This is a genomic window from Flavobacterium sp. (genome assembly GCF_052437795.1).
In the GTDB taxonomy this organism is placed as follows: Bacteria; Bacteroidota; Bacteroidia; order Flavobacteriales; family Flavobacteriaceae; genus Flavobacterium.
Genome location: NZ_JBQVPA010000001.1, coordinates 1,125,467 through 1,150,682, shown reverse-complemented (window position 1 = coordinate 1,150,682; position 25,216 = coordinate 1,125,467). Strand labels below are relative to the sequence as shown.

The 25,216-nt window shown below is 45.3% G+C and carries 26 protein-coding genes; 16 read left to right on the top strand and 10 right to left on the bottom strand.

Annotated features, from left to right (window positions below):
- Nucleotides 1-225: 225 nt before the first annotated feature.
- The 5 genes from purL to ACT6R0_RS05555 form a co-directional block, all read right to left on the bottom strand.
- The gene (gene purL / locus ACT6R0_RS05575; RefSeq protein ID WP_444652066.1) at nt 226-3,885 is read right to left on the bottom strand and encodes a phosphoribosylformylglycinamidine synthase; all 3,660 of its coding nucleotides are present in this window, start codon (nt 3,883-3,885) and stop codon (nt 226-228) included.
- Nucleotides 3,886-4,455: 570 nt separating this feature from the next.
- Nucleotides 4,456-5,520, bottom strand: a complete 1,065-nt coding sequence (locus ACT6R0_RS05570) for a S41 family peptidase (RefSeq protein ID WP_444652064.1) — start codon at nt 5,518-5,520, stop codon at nt 4,456-4,458.
- 56 nt (nt 5,521-5,576) lie between these two features.
- Nucleotides 5,577-6,005 (bottom strand): MarR family winged helix-turn-helix transcriptional regulator, encoded by a 429-nt coding sequence (locus tag ACT6R0_RS05565; RefSeq protein ID WP_444652063.1) that lies wholly within the window; start codon nt 6,003-6,005, stop codon nt 5,577-5,579.
- 121 nt (nt 6,006-6,126) lie between these two features.
- Nucleotides 6,127-6,768 (bottom strand): DUF1579 domain-containing protein, encoded by a 642-nt coding sequence (locus ACT6R0_RS05560; protein WP_444652061.1) that lies wholly within the window; start codon nt 6,766-6,768, stop codon nt 6,127-6,129.
- A gap of 116 nt (nt 6,769-6,884) precedes the next feature.
- Complete coding sequence (locus tag ACT6R0_RS05555) at nt 6,885-8,474, bottom strand: hypothetical protein (RefSeq protein WP_444652059.1); 1,590 nt, start codon at nt 8,472-8,474, stop codon at nt 6,885-6,887.
- A 182-nt stretch (nt 8,475-8,656) separates the two neighbouring features.
- On the opposite strand from ACT6R0_RS05555, the gene ACT6R0_RS05550 reads away from it, so the two are divergent.
- The 4 genes from ACT6R0_RS05550 (at nt 8,657) to ACT6R0_RS05535 (ending at nt 11,804) form a co-directional block, all read left to right on the top strand.
- Entirely contained in the window at nt 8,657-9,082 is a 426-nt protein-coding gene (locus ACT6R0_RS05550) for a PaaI family thioesterase (protein WP_444652058.1), read from the top strand.
- Between the two features lie 72 nt (nt 9,083-9,154).
- Nucleotides 9,155-10,204, top strand: a complete 1,050-nt coding sequence (locus tag ACT6R0_RS05545; protein WP_444652056.1) for an isochorismate synthase — start codon at nt 9,155-9,157, stop codon at nt 10,202-10,204.
- A 71-nt stretch (nt 10,205-10,275) separates the two neighbouring features.
- Nucleotides 10,276-10,794, top strand: coding sequence for a C40 family peptidase (locus ACT6R0_RS05540; RefSeq protein ID WP_444652054.1), 519 nt, complete (start codon nt 10,276-10,278; stop codon nt 10,792-10,794).
- Between the two features lie 116 nt (nt 10,795-10,910).
- Nucleotides 10,911-11,804: an OmpA family protein gene (locus ACT6R0_RS05535; protein WP_444652052.1), complete on the top strand. Its 894-nt coding sequence runs from the start codon at nt 10,911-10,913 to the stop codon at nt 11,802-11,804.
- 262 nt (nt 11,805-12,066) lie between these two features.
- On the opposite strand, the gene ACT6R0_RS05530 is transcribed toward ACT6R0_RS05535, so the two are convergent.
- Nucleotides 12,067-12,174, bottom strand: a complete 108-nt coding sequence (locus ACT6R0_RS05530) for a T9SS type A sorting domain-containing protein (RefSeq protein ID WP_444652050.1) — start codon at nt 12,172-12,174, stop codon at nt 12,067-12,069.
- Nucleotides 12,175-12,267: 93 nt separating this feature from the next.
- Entirely contained in the window at nt 12,268-12,405 is a 138-nt protein-coding gene (locus tag ACT6R0_RS05525) for a hypothetical protein (protein WP_444652049.1), read from the bottom strand.
- 172 nt (nt 12,406-12,577) lie between these two features.
- On the opposite strand from ACT6R0_RS05525, the gene ACT6R0_RS05520 reads away from it, so the two are divergent.
- The 7 genes from ACT6R0_RS05520 to ACT6R0_RS05490 all read left to right on the top strand — a co-directional run bounded on the left by ACT6R0_RS05520 (nt 12,578) and on the right by ACT6R0_RS05490 (nt 16,727).
- Complete coding sequence (locus ACT6R0_RS05520; RefSeq protein WP_444652047.1) at nt 12,578-13,201, top strand: hypothetical protein; 624 nt, start codon at nt 12,578-12,580, stop codon at nt 13,199-13,201.
- A 4-nt stretch (nt 13,202-13,205) separates the two neighbouring features.
- Nucleotides 13,206-14,543: a 2TM domain-containing protein gene (locus tag ACT6R0_RS05515; protein ID WP_444652045.1), complete on the top strand. Its 1,338-nt coding sequence runs from the start codon at nt 13,206-13,208 to the stop codon at nt 14,541-14,543.
- A 108-nt stretch (nt 14,544-14,651) separates the two neighbouring features.
- Nucleotides 14,652-14,942 (top strand): 2TM domain-containing protein, encoded by a 291-nt coding sequence (locus tag ACT6R0_RS05510; RefSeq protein WP_444652043.1) that lies wholly within the window; start codon nt 14,652-14,654, stop codon nt 14,940-14,942.
- A 2-nt stretch (nt 14,943-14,944) separates the two neighbouring features.
- Nucleotides 14,945-15,268: a 2TM domain-containing protein gene (locus ACT6R0_RS05505; RefSeq protein ID WP_444652042.1), complete on the top strand. Its 324-nt coding sequence runs from the start codon at nt 14,945-14,947 to the stop codon at nt 15,266-15,268.
- Nucleotides 15,269-15,271: 3 nt separating this feature from the next.
- A complete protein-coding gene (locus tag ACT6R0_RS05500) occupies nt 15,272-15,592 on the top strand; it encodes a 2TM domain-containing protein (RefSeq protein WP_444652041.1) in 321 nt (106 codons plus the stop codon).
- Between the two features lie 6 nt (nt 15,593-15,598).
- The gene (locus ACT6R0_RS05495) at nt 15,599-15,919 is read left to right on the top strand and encodes a 2TM domain-containing protein (protein WP_444652040.1); all 321 of its coding nucleotides are present in this window, start codon (nt 15,599-15,601) and stop codon (nt 15,917-15,919) included.
- A gap of 52 nt (nt 15,920-15,971) precedes the next feature.
- Nucleotides 15,972-16,727, top strand: a complete 756-nt coding sequence (locus ACT6R0_RS05490) for a LytR/AlgR family response regulator transcription factor (RefSeq protein WP_444652039.1) — start codon at nt 15,972-15,974, stop codon at nt 16,725-16,727.
- Nucleotides 16,728-16,803: 76 nt separating this feature from the next.
- Here the strand turns inward: ACT6R0_RS05490 and ACT6R0_RS05485 are convergent, their stop codons facing one another.
- The 3 genes from ACT6R0_RS05485 to ACT6R0_RS05475 all read right to left on the bottom strand — a co-directional run bounded on the left by ACT6R0_RS05485 (nt 16,804) and on the right by ACT6R0_RS05475 (nt 18,855).
- Nucleotides 16,804-17,151: a nuclear transport factor 2 family protein gene (locus tag ACT6R0_RS05485; RefSeq protein WP_444652037.1), complete on the bottom strand. Its 348-nt coding sequence runs from the start codon at nt 17,149-17,151 to the stop codon at nt 16,804-16,806.
- A 229-nt stretch (nt 17,152-17,380) separates the two neighbouring features.
- On the bottom strand, nt 17,381-17,785 hold the full coding sequence (locus tag ACT6R0_RS05480) for a hypothetical protein (RefSeq protein ID WP_444652035.1): 405 nt from the start codon (nt 17,783-17,785) through the stop codon (nt 17,381-17,383).
- Between the two features lie 146 nt (nt 17,786-17,931).
- Entirely contained in the window at nt 17,932-18,855 is a 924-nt protein-coding gene (locus ACT6R0_RS05475; RefSeq protein WP_444652033.1) for a protein-glutamine glutaminase family protein, read from the bottom strand.
- Nucleotides 18,856-19,205: 350 nt separating this feature from the next.
- On the opposite strand from ACT6R0_RS05475, the gene tgt reads away from it, so the two are divergent.
- The 5 genes from tgt to dnaB all read left to right on the top strand — a co-directional run bounded on the left by tgt (nt 19,206) and on the right by dnaB (nt 25,104).
- Nucleotides 19,206-20,336: a tRNA guanosine(34) transglycosylase Tgt gene (gene tgt, locus ACT6R0_RS05470; protein ID WP_444652031.1), complete on the top strand. Its 1,131-nt coding sequence runs from the start codon at nt 19,206-19,208 to the stop codon at nt 20,334-20,336.
- An 18-nt stretch (nt 20,337-20,354) separates the two neighbouring features.
- Nucleotides 20,355-21,431 carry an LptF/LptG family permease gene (locus ACT6R0_RS05465; protein ID WP_444652029.1) on the top strand — a complete coding sequence of 359 codons (1,077 nt, stop codon included), beginning with the start codon at nt 20,355-20,357 and terminating at the stop codon, nt 21,429-21,431.
- Nucleotides 21,418-22,371, top strand: coding sequence for a DMT family transporter (locus tag ACT6R0_RS05460; RefSeq protein WP_444652027.1), 954 nt, complete (start codon nt 21,418-21,420; stop codon nt 22,369-22,371). The genes ACT6R0_RS05465 and ACT6R0_RS05460 overlap by 14 nt, the downstream gene beginning before the upstream one ends.
- 73 nt (nt 22,372-22,444) lie before the next feature.
- Nucleotides 22,445-23,398, top strand: a complete 954-nt coding sequence (locus ACT6R0_RS05455; protein ID WP_444652026.1) for an acetyl-CoA carboxylase carboxyltransferase subunit alpha — start codon at nt 22,445-22,447, stop codon at nt 23,396-23,398.
- A gap of 164 nt (nt 23,399-23,562) precedes the next feature.
- Nucleotides 23,563-25,104 (top strand): replicative DNA helicase, encoded by a 1,542-nt coding sequence (gene dnaB / locus ACT6R0_RS05450; RefSeq protein ID WP_444652024.1) that lies wholly within the window; start codon nt 23,563-23,565, stop codon nt 25,102-25,104.
- Nucleotides 25,105-25,216 lie beyond the last annotated feature (112 nt).

The following is a 25,216-nucleotide window of genomic DNA, read 5'->3' as shown; positions in this document are numbered from 1 at the left end:
GTTTTACGAAACAGGGTGGGTATTTTTTAGAACCTCAGGCTCGAGTAGAGTTAGCTCGTCGCAGTACTGATAGGTTTACTCTTGTCTGCCCGAAATCTAACCTCGCATGAGCGTGAAGTGTTTCAGATATATATAAATTTTAGTATTCATAACCAAAAACGCCCCCATTTCTGAGAGCGTTTACTATATCGAATAAACAAATCAACCCATCAACAAATCAACAGATCAACGGTTCTCCAACCAAAGTCGAGCATTCACAAATGCCTCATGCCACGGGCTCACTTCATCTGTTCTGCCTTCCGGGTAGTACGCCCAGTTCCATTGGAACATGGAGCGCTCAATGTGCGGCATCATGACTAAGTGGCGGCCATCGTTGCTGGCCATCATGGCAATGTCGAAGTGCGAGCCGTTCGGGTTAGCGGGGTAGCCATTGTAGGCGTACTTGGCAACCACGTCATAGCGGCTTTCTTCGTAAGGGAGGTCAAATTTACCTTCGCCGTGCGAGATCCATACACCCAGCGTGCTTCCCGCAAGGGTTGACAGCATCACCGAGCTGTTCTCCTGCACTTTTACGGAGGTGAACCCGCTCTCGTGCTTACGGCTATCATTGTGCAGCATGCGCGGCTTCTGCTCGTGGTCAGGGTTAATTAACCCCAACTCAATAAATAGCTGGCACCCGTTGCATATCCCCACCGACAATGTATCTTCACGCTTAAAGAAGTTTTCTAATGCTGTTTTTGCCTTTTCATTGTAAAGAAACGCGCCTGCCCATCCTTTTGCCGAACCCAGTACATCCGAGTTCGAGAAACCGCCCACCGCGCCTATGAACTGGATGTCTTCCAGAGTCTCACGGCCTGAGATGAGGTCGGTCATGTGTACGTCCTTCACATCAAAGCCGGCAAGGTACATGGCGTTTGCCATCTCGCGCTCGGAGTTCGATCCCTTCTCACGGATAATGGCTGCTTTCGGCCTTGGCTTAGAGGCATCAATGATGACTTTCTTTCCGGTAAAATGGACAGGGAACGTATAGTGTAAAGGCTGGTTCTTATAATTGTTGTAACGCTCGGTGGCTTTCTCTTTTCCGCTTTGCTTCTGGTCAAGCAGGTAGGAGGTTTTGAACCAGGTGTCACGTGTTTTTGTAATGTCAAATTCAAGTGAGGTATCCCCGTTCTTCACGGTAATGGTGTTGCCTTCTTTCGGCTGGCCTATTTTTGTGAATGCCACGCCTTTTGCAGCCAGTTCCGCCTCAACCGAAGCATCTGCCTGTATCACTATGGCAATGTTCTCGGCAAAAAGGGCTTTAATGGTATCGGCCTCACCCAGTCCGGTAAGGTCGTACTCCGCGCCAAGGTTCAATTCCGCAAAGCTCATTTCAAGCAGGGTAGTGATCAAACCGCCGCTGCCTATGTCGTGTCCTGCTGCAATTTTACTTGCTTTGATCAGGTCTTGTATAACATTAAATGTATTTTTAAATGAAGCCGCATCTTTGATCGTAGGGACTTCATTGCCCACTTTGTTCAACACCTGGTTAAACGACGACCCGCCCAGTTTATATGCATCTCCCGAAAGGTTAATGTGGTAAATGTTGCCACCATTACGTTTCAGTACCGGCTCCACAACTTTAGTAATATCGTTACAATTGCCCGCAGCTGATATGATCACAGTTCCCGGCGCGATCACGTCTCCGTTCGGGTATTTCTGCTTCATGGAAAGGGAGTCTTTACCGGTTGGTATATTGATGCCCAGCTCGATCGCGAACTCTGAGCAGCCCTGCACGGCCTCATACAGCCTTGCATCCTCGCCCTCGTTCTTGCACGCCCACATCCAGTTGGCCGATAGGGAAACGCCTTTCAGGCCGTCCTTCATTGGTGCCCAAATGATATTGCTCAGTGCCTCGCCAATGGCAGTGCGGCTTCCCGTAGCAGGGTCAACCAATGCGGCAACAGGGGAGTGGCCTATGGTCGTTGCAACGCCTTCTTTCCCGGCATAATCCAGCGCCATAACGCCCACGTTATTCAATGGCAATTGTAGCGGCCCGGCGCATTGCTGCTTGGCGACTTTTCCGCCTACGCAACGGTCAACTTTGTTGGTCAGCCAGTCCTTGCAGGCTACGGCTTCAAGCTGCAATACCTGGTCAAGGTACTCGTGAATTTTTTCCTGCGAATACTCCGGTGCGCTGTAGTTGGCTGCAACCGTTCTATCCGTCATTATTGTTTTTGGCGAACTGCCGAACATATCTTCCAAAGCAAAGTCCATCGGCTTTGCGCCTGTAGTAGCCGACTCAAACGTAAACCTGTGGTCACCGGTCACGTCGCCTACTTCATACATTGGCGAACGCTCACGGTCGGCAATGCGTTTCAGGGTGTCAATGTCTTTTTGCCCGATCACAAGGCCCATGCGCTCCTGCGATTCGTTGCCTATGATCTCTTTTGCCGAAAGGGTAGGGTCGCCCACCGGCAGCTTGTCTAGGTCTATTTTTCCACCCGTTTCCTCCACGAGTTCGCTGAGGCAGTTCAGGTGCCCGCCCGCGCCATGGTCGTGAATCGAAACGATGGGGTTGTTGTCGCTCTCCACCATGCCGCGAACGGCATTGGCAGCGCGTTTCTGCATTTCGGGGTTGGAGCGCTGTATGGCGTTCAGCTCGATGCCGCTGTTGAAAGCGCCCGTATCTGCTGAGGATACCGCTGCCCCGCCCATCCCGATGCGGTAGTTCTCACCACCAAGGATTACGACTTTATCGCCGGTTTGCGGCTTTTGTTTTTTGCTTTGTGCTTCTTTCCCATAACCGATACCACCGGCAAGCATAATCACTTTGTCGAAGCCCAGTTTGCGGGCATCTTCTTCATGCTCGAATGTCAGTACCGAACCTGTGATCAGCGGCTGCCCGAACTTGTTCCCAAAGTCAGAGGCACCGTTGGAAGCTTTTATCAGGATATCCATAGGTGTTTGGTAGAGCCACTTGCGCTCGTCCATAGCGTTCTCCCATGGGCGGTTCTCTTCAAGTCGGGAGTAGGCCGTCATGTACACAGCAGTACCGGCTAATGGCAGCGAACCCTGTCCGCCCGCCAGCCTGTCGCGAATCTCGCCACCCGAACCTGTAGCCGCGCCGTTGAAAGGCTCCACCGTAGTAGGGAAGTTATGGGTCTCGGCTTTAATGGATATCACCGAATCAAATTCTTTTATCTCATAATAATCAGGCTTGTCGGCGCTTTTCGGGGCGAACTGCTCCACGCGTGGGCCTTTTACAAATGCCACATTATCTTTATACGCCGAAACAATATCATTCGGGTTTTCCTGCGACGTTTTCTTGATCATTTTGAAAAGCGACGAAGGCTTCTCCTCACCGTCTATCACAAACGTGCCGTTGAATATCTTGTGGCGGCAGTGCTCGCTGTTCACCTGCGAGAACCCGAATACCTCCGAGTCGGTCAGGTTGCGGCCCAGCTTTATCGCAAGGTTGCGCAGGTAATCTACTTCCTCAGCATTGAGCGCCAGTCCTTCTTTTTCGTTGTAGGCGGCAATATCGGTCACCTCAAGTATCGATTCCGGCTTTATGTTGATAGTGAATATATCTTGCGTAAGCCCGTTGTATTTTTGCGAAAGCATCGGGTCGAACTTAACATCGGCTTCCTCCACTTTCTCAAACTCTTCAATGCGGATGATGCCCGAAATGCCCATGTTCTGGGTGATCTCTACAGCATTGGTGCTCCATGGTGTGATCATGGTGGCACGGGGACCAACAAAGAGATCCGCCAGTGCGGATCTTTCTATCTTATGTGCGTTGCCAAAAAGCCAGTTTAATTTTGATGTGTCTTCTGCCGAAAGTTCGCCTTGCGCCTGTACCGCAAAAACCGTTTTGGTCTGGTTTCCGAAGAAATGGATCATTGTGTTGTCGTGTTGTAGTTGTGAGGTGCAAAATTAAGGATTTGTTACGAGAGTGCAAAGAGATAATTTAGCCACGAATTACACTATTTACACAAATTTTCACCTTGCTGTCATCGCGAGGAACGAAGCAATCTTTACAGGTACGCTGAAAACTGCGACTGAAAACTGAAATCTTTTTTTGGGCGTGCCGCTTCCGCAAGTTACAACGTCGGGACCTGGGCTGTATCTGCTCCGTCGTACTGCGCGGGAAAAGTACTATTCTTTTATTGATACTTGAACGACTGTTTCGTACCTTCATCAAAAGGTATGCGCATGTTTCGTTGCCTTCAACATTTTCAACCATTTTAGTGCAGAGGTAAAACTTATTAAAAGCATTTTATACGAGCCAATAATGTCGGTAACTACTGCCGTATCTAAATTGATAGAATTGTTTTCTAAAGTATATCTTCGACACTATCACCTTCAATTAAATAGCCCGATTCAGTATCCTGCCGAAGCGGCACACCCAAAACAAAAACACCGCAGGCTTTCACCCGCGGCATTTCCTAAATAAACCTAAACCTAAAATTTTTATTGCTGTACGGCCTCAAGGCTCTTCTTATGAAAGTCACGGCTCATATCGTCCGGGGCGGTTTCCCAAAGCTTTTGTAAAGCCATCAGGTGTGCAAGCCTAAGGGCAGAGCTTTCATTTATGGCTACATCTGGGATAACGCCAACACCCTCCCAATTGGTTTTGGTAATGGGGTTAATGGCACGGCCGTCGGGGATAAAAGCAAAGAACCCGTTGCCCAGGTCGGCCATGTCGCCGGGATTGGCACCTCCGCCGGTTGTTTCACCAATGAGCGTCGCCCGCTCTTGCGTTTGCAGGTCGTAGGCCAGTTCCTCACCGCCCGAGAAGGTCCTGCCCGAGGTCAGTACATATACAGGCTTAGCTAAATACTTTTTGCCCGGTACGGGAATGGTCCAGTATTCGGTGTTTTTGTTATCCTTGCGATAGTACAGGTCATTAATATGCACCGGCGTATCGCCAAAGAAATAGCTTGCCACATAGCGCACCAGATCGGGTTCGCCGCCGCCGTTGTCGCGCAGGTCAATGATCAGTGCCTCGGTGTTGGCAAGGTACATCATGGCGCCTGTAACAGTTTCACCAACTTTATCCACAGGTCCAAACCCGTCGATCTTCAGGTAGCCTACATTGCCTTCCAGTATGTCGAGCTTTGGCAGCCCGAAGTTCTGCCGGCCCATATAGCGAAGGAATTTCGATTCACGTTCTTTTTCAACGGTTTCGTCCTTAAGTACGTCTTTTGGCTTTTGATCGGGGTTGTACCATACGCTTAGGTGCTTGTCCTTTACCAGATCACGTAACTGCTCTGTCAGTAGCTTCGCGAATTCCTTCGGATCGGTTGTCATATTGTAAATACCTTTTTTTTGATATTCCATAATTTTAACTGCGGCTGCTTTAGCAGTTTTGGGAAAAATGTACTTTTCATCCATTTGTAGCAGCAATGAGGAGATGACCGCATTTTTTGCAGCCATATCCAGTGGTTTGGGCTGCGATGCCTGAGCATTCATTTTTTGTGAAATGAATACCGTTGCCATGGCGACCAGGGTTGCCAGGAAGAATTGTTTTTTCATGATGTCCGTTTTTTGATTGATGATTGATTGATGATTGATGATTGATGATGATTGAACTACATTACATTCTGGGTAATTTTTGAGAGGATCCCCTGCAACATTTTTATGTCGTCCTGTGTTATACCATGAAGCGCGCGGTTACGATTGGCAATGATGTGGGGCTGCATTTTTTCAAGCACCTCTTTTCCCATATCGGTAAGCGTGATCTTAAAGCGCCTCCTGTCCCCGGAATGGAATTCCCGCATCAGATAGCCCTTTTGTACCAGTAACTCAATTATCCGGGTTATAGAGGCTACATCCTTGAACACGGCGGCTGCGATTTGCTGCTGTGGGGCATTGCCATCCTGCTCGAGCGCTTTCAAGACCAGCCATTGATCTATGGTAAGGGCAAAGCCTGCTTCCTTTAGTTGCTTCTGTGCAAATTGTCTGTAGCTTTTTATCGCTTTATCAATAGTATAAAAAATGATGCTGTTTAAATTCTCCATTTGAAATTATTTGATGCAAATATATTTGATATATCAACATAAAACAAATAAAATAATATTTTTTGGTCGGAGCATAAAAAATCCGGCACTCAGGCCGGATGTTTAACCATGTATTAATGTGTTATTGACGCTTCATTACAATTTCCATGCTCTTATATTCCTTTCCGTCTTTGGTATCGAACATTTCCATTGTACGGGTATTTTCATCAACGATCGTATATGCTTCCCTGTAAGGCGTTTTCTTGCCATCCATCATGTTTACCATTTCTCCCCTAAGGTTTATGGTTTTGCTTGGCTCATCATACGTACCGATCCCCACCATCATTCCGGTCCCCATATTGTCAATAAAGGTAGAAGTGATCTCACCATTAGCATTGTTGTGCGATACGGTAGCTTTTCCTTCAAAATCCTGTCCCATGACCTTACCTTTATAGGTAGTTTCCTGATAGCGTCCGCCCAATATCATTTTCACGTCTGCCACCGATGTCGATTTTTCAGGCGGAGCACCCGGCCCCATCCAAAAAGTCATCTCACAGTTCCATTTGCCAACTTCATCGGCCAGCATTTTGTGGCTCTCGCCTGGTGTCGCATATTTTTTCCATGCCGCGTCCATAGCCGCAGAATCCATAGGCTGCTCCGGGGCTTCCTCTTTTACGGCTACAGAATCTGTAGAAGTTGTAGTTGTTTCCGTAGTTTTTTCTTCTTTCTTACAAGATGCGAAGCATAGCGACAGTACCGCCATTGAGAGTAATAATTTTTTCATAATTGCTTGATTTATAGTTTGTGTAGTAAACTTATGAAAAAAAATAGTACAAAATATTCAATAATTAAAAATAAGATCCCCCTGTTTTGGCAGGGGGATCTTTAATATTTTGGTAGTTATTCTTCAGGCATTGTTGTACTCTCATACGCTCCAATGTCCGGTGCAGTTGTCCGGCTTGTGCCGTTAATGTCAAGCGGCACCGCATTGGCCACTGCCTGCCCGGCAATACCCTCTGCCGCCGATTCACCCTGTACGATATTCAGGTTATTTTTATTCGGGTTAAAGAATTTCGGGTTGTTTTCAGTCGAGTTTTTAGCGATCAGGCATTGGTTATAAAATACCATGTCGGCTTCAGTACTCGCTTCAAATTTATAGAATTCCGTACCTGTATACTGGTTGCTGAAGTCGCTGAATTTTATCAGGCAATGGTCCAGGTCAACATTAAATGCAGTAGGAGGGTTAGTATCCGATCCTTTCCTGTCGAACAGGATGCCGTAGTTGGATGAACCGTAAAGGATGCAGTTCTCAAATTTTGCATCAATGCCCGATACCAGAGTGCCATCATCGGTGTCAAGGTAATCGCGTACAAAAACCGGCATTTGATTAAAGGTGCTGTAATGATTGCCAAAGGTACAATGCCTGAACCTGTAAGTACCTCCCAATGAGCATATCAATCCTGCCTGGGATGCATTATTGATCACCAGGTTATCTCCACTTACTTCACTGCGCTGTGCAAGCATTCCCGCTACCGCACTGTTGTATATCTGCGAATTGGTAATATTCAGCTTTGGCATTACCGGTTGATTCTCAGCGGCACGTCCTGCCAAAATGCCAATAGCAGCATTCCTGATAGTTAAATGGTTAATACGGTTGTCGTTACCCGACATGATATATACCGTTCCCCACTGCCCGGGCGCTTCAGCAAAGCCGGGTTCAAGACGGTCGCCTTCAAAAATAACCTCGTTCTCAAGGGTTTCCGGGTTGAACGATCGTGCGCCGTTGATATTCAACGTACCGTTGCTGCCAACAATGAGCCCGGAATCGGCGTGAAAATGCACCCGTGCCCCCGCATCAATGTTCAGGGTCCGCCCATCAGGTACATACGCATACCCATAAACTACATAAGGTTTTTGCCTGGTCCAGTGCAATTCATCGGCTGTGGTAAGCTCGTGGCCAAATATCGTATCGTCCTCTAAGCCTGCTATTTCAAGCATTTCTTTAGTGTCGGTAGGGAGGAGCCTGTCCGGTTTGATGAATATGGCATCCTGTACCAATGTTACCAATTCAACTTTCTGTTCATTAGACCCGGTATCGAACAATATCTTGTCGTTGTACAGGAAAGTTGTAGTGTTATTGGTGTACTCGTTATAATCAATGGTCGTTTCAATGAATACGAACATACTGTCCTTGGCTAAAAGCTCTATGTTGTTAAATACCTTGCCCGGAATACCGTCTACCATAAGGCGGTATTTGGATGCTTCACCCTCGCCAAGCCTGATGCTTGGGATATTGATATTCTTATTGCTGCGGTTGTACACTTTTAGAGTATAAGTGCTCGAGCCAATATTGGTGAAAACAGTATCAAGGTACACCGTGTCTTTTGAGAACTTCAGGTCGCCCGTGCTGGGTTCGAAGTCAAAGTCGTTGCGGCAGGAAGTAAGCGATACGGCAAAGCCTATGATGATTAAGAGTAAAATTCGGCGCATGCGAAACAATTTTTTTTGTAAAAGTAGCTATTAATTTGAAATGTATGAAAGCGATTTACCTGTTAACGCAGGATTATGGTTTTTAGTTTATTTGTAGATGCGTTGATTGTTTATTTGGGATACCAATTCCCCCTTTGTGGGTTGGGGGGCTTTTTGTACTTTTATCAACCTAAATCCTACTTATGTCTTTCGATAAAGAAAAAGCACTGAAAATGTGCAACGACTTCGCTAAAAATACCCTGATGGAAACCCTCGATATTGTATATACCGATGCGGGAGAAGGCTTCCTGGAAGCAAAAATGCCGGTCAATTCCCGCGTACACCAACCCATGGGATTACTTCATGGCGGGGCAACGGTAGCTTTAGCGGAAAGCGTAGGCAGCGCTGCATCGCTCCTGTTCGTGAATCCCGAATTGCAGGAAGTGCGCGGCATCGAAATTTCGGCCAACCACCTGCGCAGCAAGCGCGACGGTGTGGTTACGGGAACTGCCCGCATCATTCATCAGGGTAGGAGCCTGCACCTGTGGGAAATAAGAGTGACCGATGAGCAGGACAGGCTGATCTCGCTTTGTAAGATCACGAATATGGTATTACCAAGAAAACGTTGATCCGGTTATTTGTTGATCTAATAATTCGTATTCTTGGCATAAACAAATCAACTTATCCAAAAATCCACTAAGATGATAGATCTTCTTTCCAAAATAAGATCGCACCTCGACCTGCAGTTACCCTTTGCGGTATTTTGCAAGCCGGGCGCCACAGCCGTTACAGGACTTTTCCAGAGAGAGCCCGGAGTGCATTACCTGGAGAATTATAATGATCCCGGATTTGTGTTCGCACCTTTTTTTGGTGACAGGCGTGTGTTCATTCCTTTGGAAATAGCCGATGTGATCACCGCCGTTCTTGATGGTGGCCTAAGCGTGCATCCAGCAAGCCAACCCGAAATTGACCAACATGCCAAAATAGCTTTTGAAACACTTGTTGCCAAAAGTGTGTCAGAAATTCGTGCCGGTAGATTTGAGAAACTGGTGTGTTCCCGCACAGAAAAAGTACAGACTGATACAGACATAACTACGATCTGTCAAAGGTTGCTGGCTGCATATCCCAACGCTTACCGTTACTGCTTTCATACCCCTGAAACAGGATCGTGGATGGGCGCGACCCCAGAACAATTGGTAAGGTTGGATGGTGCAAAATTGCATACCGTTGCCCTTGCCGGCACGCAACCATATTCTGATGGGGAAATTATTTGGGAGAATAAAGAGAAGCAGGAGCAGCAATTTGTGACCGACTACATTCTTAAAGAACTGAATGGCACGATCGCAGATGTACGGACTAATGGGCCATATACTTTCAGGGCAGGCAACCTCGTACATATAAAAACTGATATTTCGGCAACGATAGACCCTGCATCTGATCTGAAAAAGATCATTGATAAATTACACCCAACACCTGCCGTATGCGGTTTGCCAAAACATGAGGCTAGGCAGTTCCTGTTGGAAAATGAAGGCTATGACAGGGAATATTATTCCGGTTTTTTGGGCCAGATCAACGGTGTTGATAATGACGGGCAAAAGGGGACGGACTTATTCGTAAATCTCCGTTCCATGAAAGTAGAGGGCAATACCGCACAGCTATTTATAGGTTGTGGCATAACCAAAGACAGCGACCCCGAAAAAGAATTTATTGAGACGGTGAATAAAAGCATGACGATGCGCAGGGTATTGTAAAGTGTAAATATGCGTTAAAACAATTAGCCGCAGGCATAGTAATTGTTAACTTGCTTTCATAAAACAACATCATGAAGTTACTTACCATACCTTTTTTAGCTGTCATTTTTTTAGCCTGTGCCAAAGAAAGATCCGCACCAGTCGCTATACAGCCTCCCATAGCCGAAACCCCTGTAAGAAGTACAGATGGTGTAAAGCGTGAAGAGATCATAGCCTTTGCAAAAAAGCACCTGGGCACGGCGTACTGTTATGCATCTTCCGATCCTAAAAAAGGCTTTGACTGCTCCGGCTTCGTAAATTTTGTATTTGACAATTTTAATATCGATGTACCCCGCAGTTCATCAGGATTTGCTAACGTCGGAAAAACTTTAAAGCCTGAAGAATTTAAAGTAGGCGATGTATTGGTGTTCTATGGCTACCGTGACCGCAATTCTGTAGGCCATGTTGGCATCATCTGCGAAGCCAACGGGATGAGATCAAAATTCATACATTCTTCATCAGGCAAGGAAATGGCGGTCATCATTAGTGATCTGGATTCCGATATGTACACAAAGCGCTTTTATAAATGTGTGGATGTGATCAGTAAGTAATTCACAGTCTTCTTATTCAGTAATCTAAAAGATTTCCTGTAAATCTGATAAATCAGTATCATCAGTGTTCTCTCACAATAAAAAATCGCTATTTTCGTTTACCTAAACAAAACTCCATGAAAAAACTGCTTTCTTTCATCGCTTTCGCGGTATTGCCACTGACCGTTTCTGCTCAGGAACAGTTTTCTGTATTTTTTGACACCAATAAGCACGAGCTTACCAAAACACAGCAGGAAAGGCTTGGTGAGTGGATCGCGGCTAACAAAACTTCAAAAATACTTGCCATAAATGGTTATACGGATGAAGATGGCAGCATAGGCATGAACGATACACTTGCCCAGCGCAGGGTGACCCAGGTTTTCGGTATCGTAAAAGGCAAAGTAAGTACCCGTGAAGATTTTAAGACCCGCAGCTTTGGCAAACTGCATCAAATGTCACCAGTAAAAGCCGAGAACCGTAAAGTAACGCTCTATTATTTACAGGAAAAAGACCTGGCAATGGAGAATGAGATACTTGGCATTACAGAAACACCAAAGCCTGTAACCAAAGTAAAAAAGGCTGCAGAATATCCTTCAGAAATTACAGTCCGTAACCCTGACGGAAAAGATGAAACACTCAGGCTGGATGTTGCCTTCATGAAAAAAGTGGGTGATGCTAAAAAAGGCGATGTGATCATCATCAATAACCTCAATTTTTATGAGAATACATTTGGTGTGGTAAAGGAATCACGTAACCGGATGCATGAGCTGCTGGAGATAATGCGCGCCAACCCTAACCTGAAGATAAAGCTTCAAGGGCATGTTTGCTGCATGAAAGCCGACCGTCAGGACCTTTCTACCAAAAGGGCAAAAGCAATAATGCAATTCCTCAATACCAATGGTGTAGCGAAAGATCGGTTATCATTTGAAGGCTTTGGCGTATCAAGGCCTATACACCCGATCCCTGAAAAAACAAAAGAGCAGGCCGCCGAGAACAGGAGGGTAGAGATACTGATCGTGGAAAACCCGTAACTACTTGTATTTTATCCTTACATCGTAAACAAGATCGTAAAGATGCTATTTTGAATTGGCTGCTCATAGGGTGTGCCGGATTAAGTATGTAGTTGAATTCCTGAGGCAGTATAGTCGAAGGAATTTTGAATACTGCACTGTAAATTGATTTTAGAAGCGCGCTGCCCATATTCTGTTTTCCAAATTTTAAAAAGCTTTTTTCAGAAAAATAAAGCCCTGCTTTTTCAGCGAAGCCAGTATTAAGATATAATGACTACTACAGTTATTTCTTAATGAATTTGCGAATGATCACTTGGTTGTTAACCAGTATCTTCACAAAATAAATACCGCTTTGCAGGTCGGTAACATTAACGGCATTGCCGTTATGCATATAGTCTTCATTGGGAGTCAGTAGGCCATCACCGTCATCATCATTATCGAGATAATTCGGAATGCTGTCATTATCGATAGCCCAAAATTCATCTTAAGCGTCACGCCCAAAAACATTCTTCAGAAGTAAGTACAAGATTGCCATCATCATCATTATCGGCAAAATCCGGAAGGCCGTCGTCATCGGTATCACGTTGGCAAGATTGCCATCGCTGCTGAAGTCTTCATCCATGGCAGCAACAGTATCATTTGTCAAAGGGAGTGTGCAGTCGAAATGTTTTTTAATTATGATAACCTGCAACTCATCCTTCAAATTCTACAGTTCGGTAAAACACTTTTTTACTGAGAAGGAAAACATCGCACCTTTGCTTCATCAAAATACAACAACCTAAAAAAATAAAATTATGGTACGAATTATTACAGCAGTAGTCCTTTTGATTTGCACAACACTAAATGCACAGTCGAAATTTGAGACAGGCATGCAAAAAGCATTTGCCCTTTGGGGAGAGAAAAAAAGTACCGAGGCTTCGGCAATGTTCGAGAGGATAGCCGCCGCCGAAAAAACCAACTGGCTGCCGTACTACTATGTGGCCCTGGTTAACACCACCGATGCTTTCCAAACTCAGGATAAAGAAAAGATCTCAGCCCTTTTGGCAAAAGCACAGGAAGCCACAGACAATGCACTGGACCTGTCGCCCGATAATGCCGAACTTTTGGTAATGCAGGCAATGATACACACCGCATGGATAGTGGCCGACCCAATGACCAACGGCATGAAACTGTCCGGTACAGTAAATGAAATTTACTCCAAAGCCATGAAGATCGCTCCTGACAACCCGAGGGTAGTGTTCAACAAAGCCGAGTTTGAGATAGGCGGCGCGCGCTACTTTGGCAAGGACATCAAGCCTATGTGTGCCGAAATTGAAAGAGCTGTCACACTTTTTGCTAACTTTAAGCCGGAAACGCCATTCCACCCGAACTGGGGTAAGGAAAGGGCAGAGCAGGCGCTTGCGGAATGTAAAAAATAAAAGCATGAATATTTATAAGGAATTAGCGAAAGCAGCGGCCATGGGCGTGATCATTTACCTGGTGTTGCTGTTTGGGGTGTGGGGAGGAAAATTTGAGTGGAACTACTTCCACCTCATACAATTCCTATATGTAGTTATTGGTTATTCCATGACGCTTTATATGGCCAATAAGCTTGTTTTTGTGTGGATGGATAAAAAATATAGCAGAGGTGGGGTAATGAAAAAAAGGCTGATAGTTGGATTTCTCTCATCGTTCGGGGTATCGCTGGTCATTATCTTCCTGCTGCGTGTTTTTGAAGATGTTGTTATGGAAGGAGAGTCGTTCTCAAAATTCATAAGTGAGGAAAAAGCCGAAAACTACTATGTGGCTTCAATAATAACCCTCACCATGAGCTTTCTGGGGCATGCATTCTATTTTTACAAGCGTTACCAGGAGAACAGGGTTAAGGAACAAAAGATAATAGCTGGTACGGCCTCGGCAAAATTCGAGACCCTTAAGAACCAGATCGACCCGCACTTCCTGTTCAACAGCCTGAATGTATTGAGCTCGCTGATCGAAGAAAATCCGGATAGCGCACAGCGATTTACTACTTCATTATCAAAAGTATACCGATATGTTCTTGAACAAAAAGATAAAGAGCTGGTAAGCATACAGGAGGAACTGGATTTCGCCAAGACCTACATGAACCTTCTTAAGATGCGCTTTGAGAACAGCGTGTTTTACGAGCTGCCGCAAAACGTATCCAGCCCGGACGCGAGGGTAGTCCCTCTGTCGCTTCAGCTGCTGCTTGAGAATACTGTAAAGCATAACATCGTAAGCCAGCAGAAGCCGCTCCATGTCAGGATATTTGAGCAAGATGGCTACCTGGTGGTACAGAATGACTACCAAAAGAAGGAAGTGCTGCAGGACAGGCGCGGCGTAGGCTTGCAGAACATAGTAAGCCGGTATGCGATCATCTCCGAAAGGAAAGTACACATAGAACAGACAGAGAAACATTTTACCGTAAAATTGCCCGTACTCACAAAACAAGTCACTATCATGGAAACAAGCTATAGCGAATCGGAAAGCAGTTACCTCAAGGCCCAAAAGAAGGTAGAAGATATAAAAGGTTTTTACGGCAACCTGATGTCCTATGTTATCGTCATAACAGGGTTGGCAATACTTAATCTGGTTACTTCGCCGCAGCATTTGTGGTTCCTGTACCCTGCAATAGGCTGGGGAATAGGGGTGGTGATCCACTTTTGCACAGTGTTCAATTACATACCGTTCCTGGGCCGCGACTGGGAAGAGCGCAAGCTCAACGAACTCATGGAGCGGGAGCGCAGCAACCGGTGGAAGTGATCGGGAATATTTAGCAAAAGTGTTACGTCCCGCTCCCCTCCGATTTGGAGAGGGGTTGGGGGAGAGGAAATTCAGTCATCGATCAAAGATCAACAAAATCAAAAAACAATGGAACCCAATTTTGAAGAACAAAGCTACCTGAGGGCCAAAAAGAGGGTAAAGGAGATCAGGTCATTCTATGACCATGTGGCAAGCTACATCATCGTGATACCGGTTTTGGCATTGATAAATATTTATTACACGGGCGGCGAGCATTGGTATAAATATACTGCATTCGGCTGGGGCTTAGGCCTGGCGATACACGGCATCGTTACGTTCCTGCCATCATTTTTTGGGCGCGGTTGGGAAGAGCGAAAATTGAATGAAATATTAGAGAAAGACAAGCAAAAACGCAAATAGCCATGGAAAACAGATTTGAAGGGCGTGACATAGAGCGTGCCCGCAAAAGGGTAAAGGAGATACGGTCGTTTTACATCAACCTGGGACTGTATTGTACCATCATCCCGATACTCATCATCATCAACCTGACCTTTACACCCGAATTCCACTGGTTTTACTTTTCAATGTGCGGATGGGGGCTGGGAGTGCTGTTCCATGGTATGGCGGCTTTCAATTATGTGCCGTTCCTGAATAAGGACTGGGAGGAGCGCAAGCTACAGCAATTCATGGAAGAGGACCGCAGGGCAAGGGAAAAATTCAGGAGCAAAGACAACCAAACTACATAAGTGATGGAAGACATGTATGAAAGAGCCAGCTACGACAGGGCTAAAAAACGCATCGACACACTAAAGGATTTTTACAGGCACATACTCACGTTCATCACGGTAAATGTGCTCACCTACATTGCCGGGCTTATCGGCTTCGGATTGCACCCGGCTGTTTGGGTCAATTGCCTGATAGGTACTTTGATCGTGGGCGCTATCATACTCCTGGCGCACATAGCCGTGGTTTTCGGCCCCGACCTGATTTATAAAAAAGGATGGGAGCAACGAAAAATGCACGATCTCATTGAGAGAGAAAAAAACAGGAACAACACCAACCAAAAATAGAACATCATGGAAGATCCATTTGAAGAACACAAAAGGCTGGAAAAAGCCAGAAAAAGGGTTGAGGATATAAAAGGCTTTTACAAACATCTCGCGGCCTATGTACTGGTAAATGCTTTCCTGCTCATTATGCACGCCATTAACCTTGACCCGGGTGAAAAATTCTGGTCATGGGGCAGCTTCATCACGCCATTGTCATGGGGGATAGGACTGCTGGCGCACTGGCTTACGGTATACAGCCGCAGTATATTTTTCAGCAGGGACTGGGAAGAACGCAAGATCCAGGAATACATGGACCGTGAAAAGAACCAGTCCAATAAATGGGAGTAACCATTTCAGATCTCAGAGTGTAGATTTCAGATCGACCAAAAACAACCAACAAATGAACGTAATTATAATTGAAGACGAAAAGCCTGCCGCACGCCTGCTGCAGCGTAAACTGCAAAAGCTGGATATCGAGACAAGTACCATGCTGCATTCGGTAGAGGAGGCGATAGGCTGGTTCCAAAACAATCCGCAGCCCGACCTCATATTCCTGGATATCCAGCTGAGCGACGGGCTGTCGTTCGAGATATTCGAGACCATCCCCATTAGCAGCGCGGTGATATTTACTACGGCCTATGATGAATATGCGCTTCGTGCGTTCAAGCTGAACAGCATCGACTACTTGCTGAAACCGATAGACGAGGACGACCTTGAGAGTGCCGTGAACAAATACCGCGAGCGCCAGCCCAAGCCGCAGCAGCTGTCGGTTGATTTCGACCAGATACGCCGCATGCTGTCCAACCCCGCAGAGAAAAGCTATAAGAAGCGTTTTACGATAAAAATGGGGCAGCACCTCAAGATGATCAGCATCGAGGACGCGGAATGCTTTTACAGCGAAAATAAAGGCACCTACATCCATACCACCGACGGGCGCGACTACCTGCTGGAAAACACGCTCGAACAGCTTGAAACCGAACTCGACCCAAAACAATTCTTTAGGGTGAGCCGCAAGTTCATCGTGTCCGTTAATGCCATAAAGGATATTGTGGTGTACACCAATTCCCGACTCAAAGTCATCCTGCCGACCTACAAAGACGATGAGGTCATCGTGAGCCGAGAGCGGGTGAATGACTTTAGGGAGTGGCTTAATTAGTTTTAGTCTAAAGCATAAAAAATCGCACGTTAAATGAGCAAGAGTGGAGTTCCCCCTTCGGGGGCTAGGGGGCTTGTCAGGTGGCTACAACATACGCCCTCAACTCCGCCATTTTTCCCTCTTCAAAGCGCCACACGTCGCAATATGACGATGTGGTCGCCTTACCGTGCTTATCTTTTATCGTAATTGTTCCCATCGCAATTACATGATCTTCCCCTTCAATAATCTTCTCTACTTCAAAAACCGGCGGCTCTATATAGTTCTCAGCCATCCATTGCCGCACGGCTTCCTTGCCACGCAGGGTAATGTCGCCTACGAATATCCAGGTAGTATCTTCGGTGCAATGTTTTAAAAAGCCTTCATGGTCGTTTTGGGTAATGGTTGCGTTGGCGAGAAGAAGGGTTGATTTGTTGTCGGGTTGCATAGGGATTGGTTTTAGTTATCCCTAATATACGGGAAATTTTTTATTATCCAGAAATACACCTTTCTGCACCGTGGTGGGCTGGGCGGATTAAATACTACGCTTCAGCATTAAAATAAACATCATAATACTTTCTGGTATCAAGATTCAGTTTGAAAGAAAACAGACAGGAGCCGCCGCCGAATCCCTGTTTCAGAGTTTTCTTAAAATCATAGAGCTTTGCAATATCATTTCAAACCATAGCGACATAAACTTCCTTTTGCCCTTTTTTGTTTTTTACAACTAAATACCGCCTAATATATTCTTCTTTTTTTAATACAAAGTCTTCCTTTTTATAATTTTCTTCCGGATACATTTTTTTAGCACGTTCGTACCATTCCATCTCCTTGGGGTTTTGCTTTTTGATGATCCTGTCTATTGCATCCTCAATCTTTTTCAGGTCGGTATTGGTCAATTCTGCATTAGTTACATCTTCAAATATAAACTTACATTCAGGATTATTGGCCAGGTTGTATTCTATTATTGATACCCTCGTTGTGTCGATTTTTAATGGTTCCTGATCTATGGTTTTATTTTCGTTTTTGGTGCAGGAGGTTAGGGCGAGCAGTAGTAAAAGAAATATTCTTGTTTTCATCATTGTAAGGAAGTTGGTTGTAATTCATAACGATGTTAGGCTTTGTTTCGTACATAATACTGTCACGAGCATTTTGCTCGTGACATTAAATCGGCTTGTTCCTTTCCACGAACTGGAAGCTAATGTTGAGCCTGACATTAATATTATTACTATTGTCGGAGCTCGTCCAACTTCGATTTCCAATTTTTTTTAATTGTTATGAATTCAGATTGATAAGGTTTTAATATGTCAGCGTACACTTTAATGTCCTCATTTAAATTTGTTCCATTTAAAGCGTTTGTTAAATTATTAAAATTTTCAACTAATTCTGTAAATATTTTTTTCTTATATGAGTTTGCAGGTTCTTTATTTATAATTTCTCTAATTAATCTCATGGCAAGTTGATTAACGGCTAGTGCTTCTTCAATCCACATCGATGTTAAACTTACATCATCATTAAGGAAAAAATCACCAGTTAGAAGCCCGTCCATACAAGGTGGAAAGGGATGTGCAACCCCTTGGCAATAATACTTGAATTTGTCTGTTGTTGCATAATTATACCATTTTGAGTCTAAATAGGTATAGTATGAAGTAGTTGAATTTTGAAGATCAAGCCATTTCTCTTGCGTAAGTAAATTATCATCCAAGGCAGGGTCAATAACCATTGGCTTAATTTCTTTACCGTCTTTCACAAATACTAAAATGGCAACATGATAGCCCCAACTAATTTTTGGGCTTAATCCAGCTTTACTAATTATAGTTGGCTTTTCAGATTTATTGAAAAGTGAGATCATCATTGGATCAAAATTCCAAATCTTATAATGTTCTACCTTTTTCTTTTTTAAAAATAAGGATGCGGCGTGTGCCCGCTTCTCGCAGCCAGCATAAGAATATCCCCATTCTATACCAACACTATTTTTTATAAAATTGAATGCATCTTCTGCTTGTTTAGTTGTAAGCAGGTCAGCTTCTTTATATTTCGTAAAAGTTGGCAACTGTCCAAATCCTTGATTGAAAGTTATTGTGAATTTTGTTTGTGCATGAGATATAATCTGCGAAGCAACTAGTGCCGCAGTTATTATTAACTTTTTCATTGTCATAATTTTTATTTTTTTATTTGACCAAATAAAGATCGAATTTTTTATTGATTGGATATTATTCATGGATGAAACACAATATAAGACATGACAAATCACTTTTTTAAAATGTAAAGCTATGATATATAACTAAATAAGACAATACAATTTACGTTCTATTTAATGTACTTCACGACATGTTGATAGACAAAACATAGATTTAGACACAAATTTGAATAGATACTTTAAAATTGTTACTTTTAAAGTATCTATTCACCTTATTCATCTCGCCTGCACATCTCTTTAAATATCCACCTTTACCTAAATCTCCTCCGCTTTCCCTATCTTTGCACCCGTAAAATTTACTTATGAAATTTGACTTACTAGCAAAAGACCCACAATCCAAAGCCAGGGCGGGGAGCATCACGACCGATCACGGCGTTATAGAAACCCCGATATTCATGCCCGTTGGCACGGTCGCATCCGTAAAAGGCGTACACCAGCGCGAGCTGAAGAATGACATCAACCCCGACATCATTTTAGGGAATACCTACCACTTATACCTCCGCCCGCAAACCGACATACTGGAAAAGGCAGGAGGTCTCCACAAGTTCATGAACTGGGACCGCCCCATCCTGACCGACAGCGGCGGCTACCAGGTGTACTCGCTTTCGGCCAACCGCAAGATCAAGGAGGAGGGCGTGAAATTCAAGTCGCATATCGACGGGTCGTACCATTTCTTCTCCCCCGAGAGCGTGATGGAGATACAGCGCACCATTGGCGCCGACATCATCATGGCCTTCGACGAGTGTACACCATATCCGTGCGATTACCGCTACGCCAAGCGCTCCATGCACATGACGCACCGCTGGCTCGACCGCTGTATTTCGCACCTCGAAAAGTTGCCGTTCAAGTACGGCTACAGCCAGGCGTTCTTCCCGATCGTGCAGGGTAGCACTTATACCGATTTACGTAAAGAATCAGCTGAATATATTGCCAATGCAGGCGCCGTGGGTAATGCTATTGGCGGCCTCTCCGTAGGCGAACCGGCCGAGGAAATGTATGCCATGACCGATGTGGTGTGCAGCATCCTACCGGAAGACAAGCCGCGCTACCTGATGGGAGTTGGTACCCCGATAAACATTCTGGAGAACATCGCTTTAGGTGTGGATATGTTCGACTGCGTGATGCCTACGCGCAACGCCCGCAACGGGATGCTGTTCACGGCGCACGGCACTATCAATATCAAGAACAAAAAGTGGGAGGATGATTTTTCACCCATTGACGAAATGGGTATCACATTCGTCGACACTGAATATACCAAAGCTTACCTGCGCCACCTTTTTGCGGCCAACGAATTCCTTGGCAAGCAAATTGCTACCATACACAACCTTGGGTTCTATATGTGGTTGGTTCGTGAGGCAAGAAAGCATATCTTAGCAGGAGATTTCCGTGAGTGGAAAGAGATGATGGTAAAACAGATGAGCAACAGGCTCTAAACTAACAAGCGTAAAAGCGTGAAAATAATAGACTGGTACATCCTGAAGCGTTACCTGGCAACATTCTTCGTGATGCTGCTGATGTTCATTCCAATAGGTATCGTCATCGACGTTTCGGAAAAGATCAACCGTATACTTGAGAACAAAGTGCCGTTCCTGCAGGTAATGGCCTACTACGGCGACTTTACCATCTATTTCGCCAACATGCTGTTCCCGATCTTCCTTTTCCTGTCGGTGATATGGTTCACCTCGAAGCTGGCAAACAATACCGAGATCATTGCGATACTCAGTTCGGGCATTTCGTACATGCGCTTCCTCAGGCCGTATATCGTGGGGGCGACCATCATTTCGATACTGGCATTGCTGATGGGCTTTTTCTTTGTACCGAAAGCAAGCAAGGGGTTCAACGACTTTCGCTTTACCTACCTCAAAAAAGGGGCTGAGGTACGCAAGAATATCGATGTTTACAAGCAGATAAGCGATAACGAATACATTTACGTTAGCAGCTTCAACTACATGTCGAAGATGGGCGTTAACTTTAGCCTTGAAACGTTCAAGGACAATCAGATGGTTTCTAAAATGAACGCTTCGACGATCAAATGGAACGAGAAGGACAGCACTTATACCCTTAGTAATTACACCAAGCGCACCATTGGCAAAATGGAAGACAAGATCGAATCGGCTACCGAGAAGAAGTTCAAGTTCAACTTTAAGCCGGACGATCTAACACCTACGATATATGCCGCAGAGACCATGACACTGAGCGAGCTCAATAAGTTCATAGACAACGAAAAGCAGCGCGGTTCCGGTAACATCAACGCCTATTTGGTAGTTAAATATAAGAAATACAGTATACCGATCTCGGCTTTTATCCTGACGATAATCGCTGTAGCCGTATCGTCAATGAAAAGGCGCGGGGGTATGGGTGTTAACCTTGCCATGGGCATAGGATTGGCTTTTACCTTTATCTTCTTCGACAAGGTATTTGGCACCCTGGCCGAAAAATCAAGCATGTCGCCGCTGGTCGCGGTATGGATCCCGAACGTGACTTTTGGCATACTCGCTATATACCTGCTTCGCAATGCCCGCCGATAACATTAAGAGCTATATTCACCTGCACTTCATTGTGTTCGTCTGGGGCTTTACAGCGGTACTCGGTGCGCTCATAACGCTCGACGCATTACCGTTGGTTTGGTTCAGGATGTGCATTGCCGTCGCGCTTATCCTTCTTTTTGCGATCGCAACAAAGACCGCGATGAAAGTTTCAGCGAAAGCGCTGCTGTGGTTCATCCTTGCGGGCCTGGTCATTGCGCTGCACTGGTTTACCTTTTTTGAAGCGATAAAAGTCTCGAATATATCCATCACACTGGCGTGCCTTTCTACAGGGGCATTGTTCGCTACCTTATTGGAATCAATAGTATACGGCCGAAAGCTCATCATGCAGGAAATTGTAATGGGGCTTGTAGTGGTGGTAGGGTTATGCATTATCATTTATGGTGAGCACATTCCCGCAATTATCGAAAACCCTTCACAATTTTGGGAAATATTAGCCGGCGGTGCTTCGGGCCCGGGACATTACCTTGGGATAGCCCTGGCGCTTACATCGGCATTCCTGTCGGCATCCTTTTCAATTATCAACGGCAAGTTCGCAAAGGAGTATGATCCGGTAGCCATATCGTTTTATGAATTGCTGGGTGGAGTGTTCTTCTTTTCACTTTATCTTCTTTTTTCCGGACAATTCACGGTGGAGTTCTTTACGCTTACCGCGGAAGACTGGATGTGGCTGGGGATATTGGGGTCGTTTTGTACCGCCTATGCGTTCATCGCATCGGTGCACGTTATGAAGGTGATATCGCCATATACAGTAATGCTCACCATAAACATGGAACCGGTATATGGGATTATTCTTGCATTAATAGTTTTCAGCGAAAAGGAAAAAATGGGGCCGGCATTCTATGTAGGAGCCCTCATTATTTTGAGTACAGTGATTATCAATGGTATAATTAAAAATAGATCGAAAAGTGAAAGTAATTAGCCGTTGCGGTTTGTAGACCAATGGAAACTTTTATCTTTGTAGTTCGAACCAAAAATGAAAATCTGCCCATACTATGGAATATTTAGATTTTGAACTCCCTATAAAGGAGCTTGAGGACCAGTTGGATAAATGTACGATAATAGGCCAGGAGAGCGATGTCGACGTGTCTAACACCTGCAAGCAGATCGAAAAGAAACTGGAAGAGACCAAGAAAAAAATATACAAGAACCTTACTGCATGGCAAAGGGTACAGCTGTCAAGGCACCCGAGCCGCCCTTACACCATGGACCACGTTCGTGCCCTTACGGGAGACACGTTCCTTGAGCTGTTCGGTGACCGTGCTTTTAAAGATGATAAAGCGATGATAGGCGGGTTGGGCAAGATCGGCGGACAGTCGTTCATGATCATAGGCCAGCAGAAAGGATATAATACAAAAACAAGACAGTTCCGCAATTTCGGTATGGCCAATCCTGAAGGTTACCGCAAGGCATTGAGGCTGATGAAGATGGCTGAGAAATTTGGTATCCCTGTAGTAACCCTTATAGATACTCCGGGAGCTTATCCGGGCCTTGAAGCCGAAGAGCGCGGGCAGGGAGAAGCTATTGCAAGGAACATTCTAGAGATGGTTCGCCTTAAAACACCTATCATTACTGTTATAGTAGGTGAGGGGGCTTCGGGAGGTGCATTGGGTATTGGCGTTGGTGACAAAGTATATATGATGGAGAACACATGGTACTCGGTAATATCGCCAGAATCCTGTTCATCGATACTTTGGAGGAGTTGGGAATACAAGGAACAGGCCGCCGAAGCACTGAAACTGACCTCCTTCGACATGAAAAAACAAAACCTGATAGACGACATTATCCCGGAACCACTGGGAGGAGCGCACTACGACAGGGAAACCGCCTTCAAAAGCGTAGAGGAATACATATTGAAAGGTTATAACGAACTCAAAGATTTATCAACAGCCGAACTTGTAGCGCAAAGGATGGATAAATACAGCAAAATGGGCGAGTATAAGGAATAATCGGGCAGGAAATGCATAAAACGTCCGAAGCCTTGCCGCTTCGGATTTTTTTTTGGTTATCAACAAAGAACATGTTGGTTATCAACACGTTTTCAACAGGTTGTAAACTTTTCTGCTTAACAATTACTTAACAACTCCGCTTTAAATTTACCTACATTCGCACTATGGAAAATATCAGGAACATAAACCCGGTGAGAGTTGATAAGGCCACCATTATCAGCCTGGAAAAAGGCAAGCTGCCACCGCAGGCGCTCGACCTTGAGGAGGCAGTATTGGGTGCCATGATGATAGACAAAAAAGGAGTGGACGAGGTGATCGACATACTCCAGCCTGATGCTTTTTATAAAGACGCCCACAAGCACATTTATGAGGCCATTGTGGCACTTTTTAACGATACGCAGCCGATCGACTTATTAACCGTTTCGGCACAGCTCAAAAAGACAGCTAAGCTGGAGCTGGCCGGAGGGGATTTTTACCTGATACAGCTCACACAGAAAATATCCTCTTCGGCACACATCGAATTCCACTCCCGGATCATCCTGCAGAAATTCATACAGCGAAGCCTGATAAAGATATCAAGTGAGATCATTGAAGAATCATATGATGAGACCACCGATGTCTTCGACCTGCTCGACAAGGCAGAATCGCGCCTGTATGAAGTAACACAGGGCAACATCAAGCGTAGCTCCGAAACTGCGCAAAGCCTCGTTATACAGGCTAAAAAGCGTATTGAGGAGATCGCAAATAAAGAGGGCCTAAGCGGTATCGCTACCGGCTTCCACGACCTGGACAAGCTTACATCGGGCTGGCAGCCCAGTGACCTTATAATCATCGCGGCGAGGCCGGGTATGGGTAAGACAGCCTTCGTACTTTCCATGGCCAGGAACATCGCTATCGATTTCAACCATCCAGTGGCTTTATTCTCCCTGGAGATGTCCTCTGTACAGTTAATAACACGTTTGATCTCAAGTGAGACAGGGCTTCCGTCAGAGAAGCTCCGTACGGGGAAATTGGAAAAGCATGAGTGGGAGCAACTGAGCATCAAGGTGAAAGACCTTGAAAAAGCACCTCTATACATTGATGATACGCCATCACTGTCAATATTTGACCTTAGGGCGAAGGCACGAAGGCTTTCTTCGCAGTATGGTATAAAGATGATAATAATCGATTACCTCCAGCTAATGACAGCCGGTGGTAACGGAAAAGGGGGAGGGAACCGTGAACAGGAGATCTCGACAATTTCACGAAATTTAAAGGCTTTGGCAAAGGAACTTGAAGTACCTGTAATTGCACTATCTCAGCTTTCGCGTGCGGTGGAGACCAGGGGATCAAGCAAGAGGCCATTGCTTTCCGACCTTAGGGAATCGGGTGCGATCGAGCAGGACGCGGATATCGTATCGTTCATCTACCGCCCGGAATACTATAAGATCGAGGAGTGGGATGATGAGGAACAATCGCCTACACAGGGCCAGGCTGAATTTATCGTAGCCAAACACCGTAATGGCGGACTTGACAACATCAGGCTCAAGTTCATCGGAAGCTTGGGTAAATTTGACAACCTCGATGATTTTGGGTCGCCGTTTACCGACCTGCCTTCGAGCATGAACGACAGTTCTGCCTTTATCACTAAAAACCTGCCTTCGGCCAACGAGGCTTTCGGCAGCAACATGAACAGCAATGATGGCGACGACGATGTGCCATTCTAAACATATAAAATTAAACGACACTATGGGAAAAACTACGAACGACTTTCAACTGAACGAAACAATTTTGGAAATGGTGGTGCACGGCGCCGAGCTGGTTTCCATCGAAGAGTAA

Excerpts from the sequence above, each read along its gene's own strand:
- ACT6R0_RS05490 (WP_444652039.1), top strand. The coding sequence starts at position 15,972 with ATGAACGTAATTATAATTGAAGACGAAAAGCCTGCCGCACGCCTGCTG.
- ACT6R0_RS05480 (WP_444652035.1), bottom strand. The coding sequence starts at position 17,785 with ATGATGAAAACAAGAATATTTCTTTTACTACTGCTCGCCCTAACCTCC.
- ACT6R0_RS05555 (WP_444652059.1), bottom strand. The coding sequence starts at position 8,474 with ATGCGCCGAATTTTACTCTTAATCATCATAGGCTTTGCCGTATCGCTT.
- ACT6R0_RS05515 (WP_444652045.1), top strand. The coding sequence starts at position 13,206 with ATGAATATTTATAAGGAATTAGCGAAAGCAGCGGCCATGGGCGTGATC.
- ACT6R0_RS05560 (WP_444652061.1), bottom strand. The coding sequence starts at position 6,768 with ATGAAAAAATTATTACTCTCAATGGCGGTACTGTCGCTATGCTTCGCA.
- ACT6R0_RS05550 (WP_444652058.1), top strand. The coding sequence starts at position 8,657 with ATGTCTTTCGATAAAGAAAAAGCACTGAAAATGTGCAACGACTTCGCT.
- ACT6R0_RS05500 (WP_444652041.1), top strand. The coding sequence starts at position 15,272 with ATGGAAGACATGTATGAAAGAGCCAGCTACGACAGGGCTAAAAAACGC.
- ACT6R0_RS05505 (WP_444652042.1), top strand. The coding sequence starts at position 14,945 with ATGGAAAACAGATTTGAAGGGCGTGACATAGAGCGTGCCCGCAAAAGG.
- ACT6R0_RS05475 (WP_444652033.1), bottom strand. The coding sequence starts at position 18,855 with ATGAAAAAGTTAATAATAACTGCGGCACTAGTTGCTTCGCAGATTATA.
- ACT6R0_RS05545 (WP_444652056.1), top strand. The coding sequence starts at position 9,155 with ATGATAGATCTTCTTTCCAAAATAAGATCGCACCTCGACCTGCAGTTA.
- ACT6R0_RS05510 (WP_444652043.1), top strand. The coding sequence starts at position 14,652 with ATGGAACCCAATTTTGAAGAACAAAGCTACCTGAGGGCCAAAAAGAGG.
- ACT6R0_RS05460 (WP_444652027.1), top strand. The coding sequence starts at position 21,418 with ATGCCCGCCGATAACATTAAGAGCTATATTCACCTGCACTTCATTGTG.
- ACT6R0_RS05565 (WP_444652063.1), bottom strand. The coding sequence starts at position 6,005 with ATGGAGAATTTAAACAGCATCATTTTTTATACTATTGATAAAGCGATA.
- ACT6R0_RS05495 (WP_444652040.1), top strand. The coding sequence starts at position 15,599 with ATGGAAGATCCATTTGAAGAACACAAAAGGCTGGAAAAAGCCAGAAAA.
- dnaB (WP_444652024.1), top strand. The coding sequence starts at position 23,563 with ATGGAAAATATCAGGAACATAAACCCGGTGAGAGTTGATAAGGCCACC.
- ACT6R0_RS05540 (WP_444652054.1), top strand. The coding sequence starts at position 10,276 with ATGAAGTTACTTACCATACCTTTTTTAGCTGTCATTTTTTTAGCCTGT.
- ACT6R0_RS05570 (WP_444652064.1), bottom strand. The coding sequence starts at position 5,520 with ATGAAAAAACAATTCTTCCTGGCAACCCTGGTCGCCATGGCAACGGTA.
- ACT6R0_RS05455 (WP_444652026.1), top strand. The coding sequence starts at position 22,445 with ATGGAATATTTAGATTTTGAACTCCCTATAAAGGAGCTTGAGGACCAG.
- ACT6R0_RS05485 (WP_444652037.1), bottom strand. The coding sequence starts at position 17,151 with ATGCAACCCGACAACAAATCAACCCTTCTTCTCGCCAACGCAACCATT.
- ACT6R0_RS05520 (WP_444652047.1), top strand. The coding sequence starts at position 12,578 with ATGGTACGAATTATTACAGCAGTAGTCCTTTTGATTTGCACAACACTA.
- ACT6R0_RS05530 (WP_444652050.1), bottom strand. The coding sequence starts at position 12,174 with ATGCATAACGGCAATGCCGTTAATGTTACCGACCTGCAAAGCGGTATT.
- tgt (WP_444652031.1), top strand. The coding sequence starts at position 19,206 with ATGAAATTTGACTTACTAGCAAAAGACCCACAATCCAAAGCCAGGGCG.
- purL (WP_444652066.1), bottom strand. The coding sequence starts at position 3,885 with ATGATCCATTTCTTCGGAAACCAGACCAAAACGGTTTTTGCGGTACAG.
- ACT6R0_RS05525 (WP_444652049.1), bottom strand. The coding sequence starts at position 12,405 with ATGGATGAAGACTTCAGCAGCGATGGCAATCTTGCCAACGTGATACCG.
- ACT6R0_RS05535 (WP_444652052.1), top strand. The coding sequence starts at position 10,911 with ATGAAAAAACTGCTTTCTTTCATCGCTTTCGCGGTATTGCCACTGACC.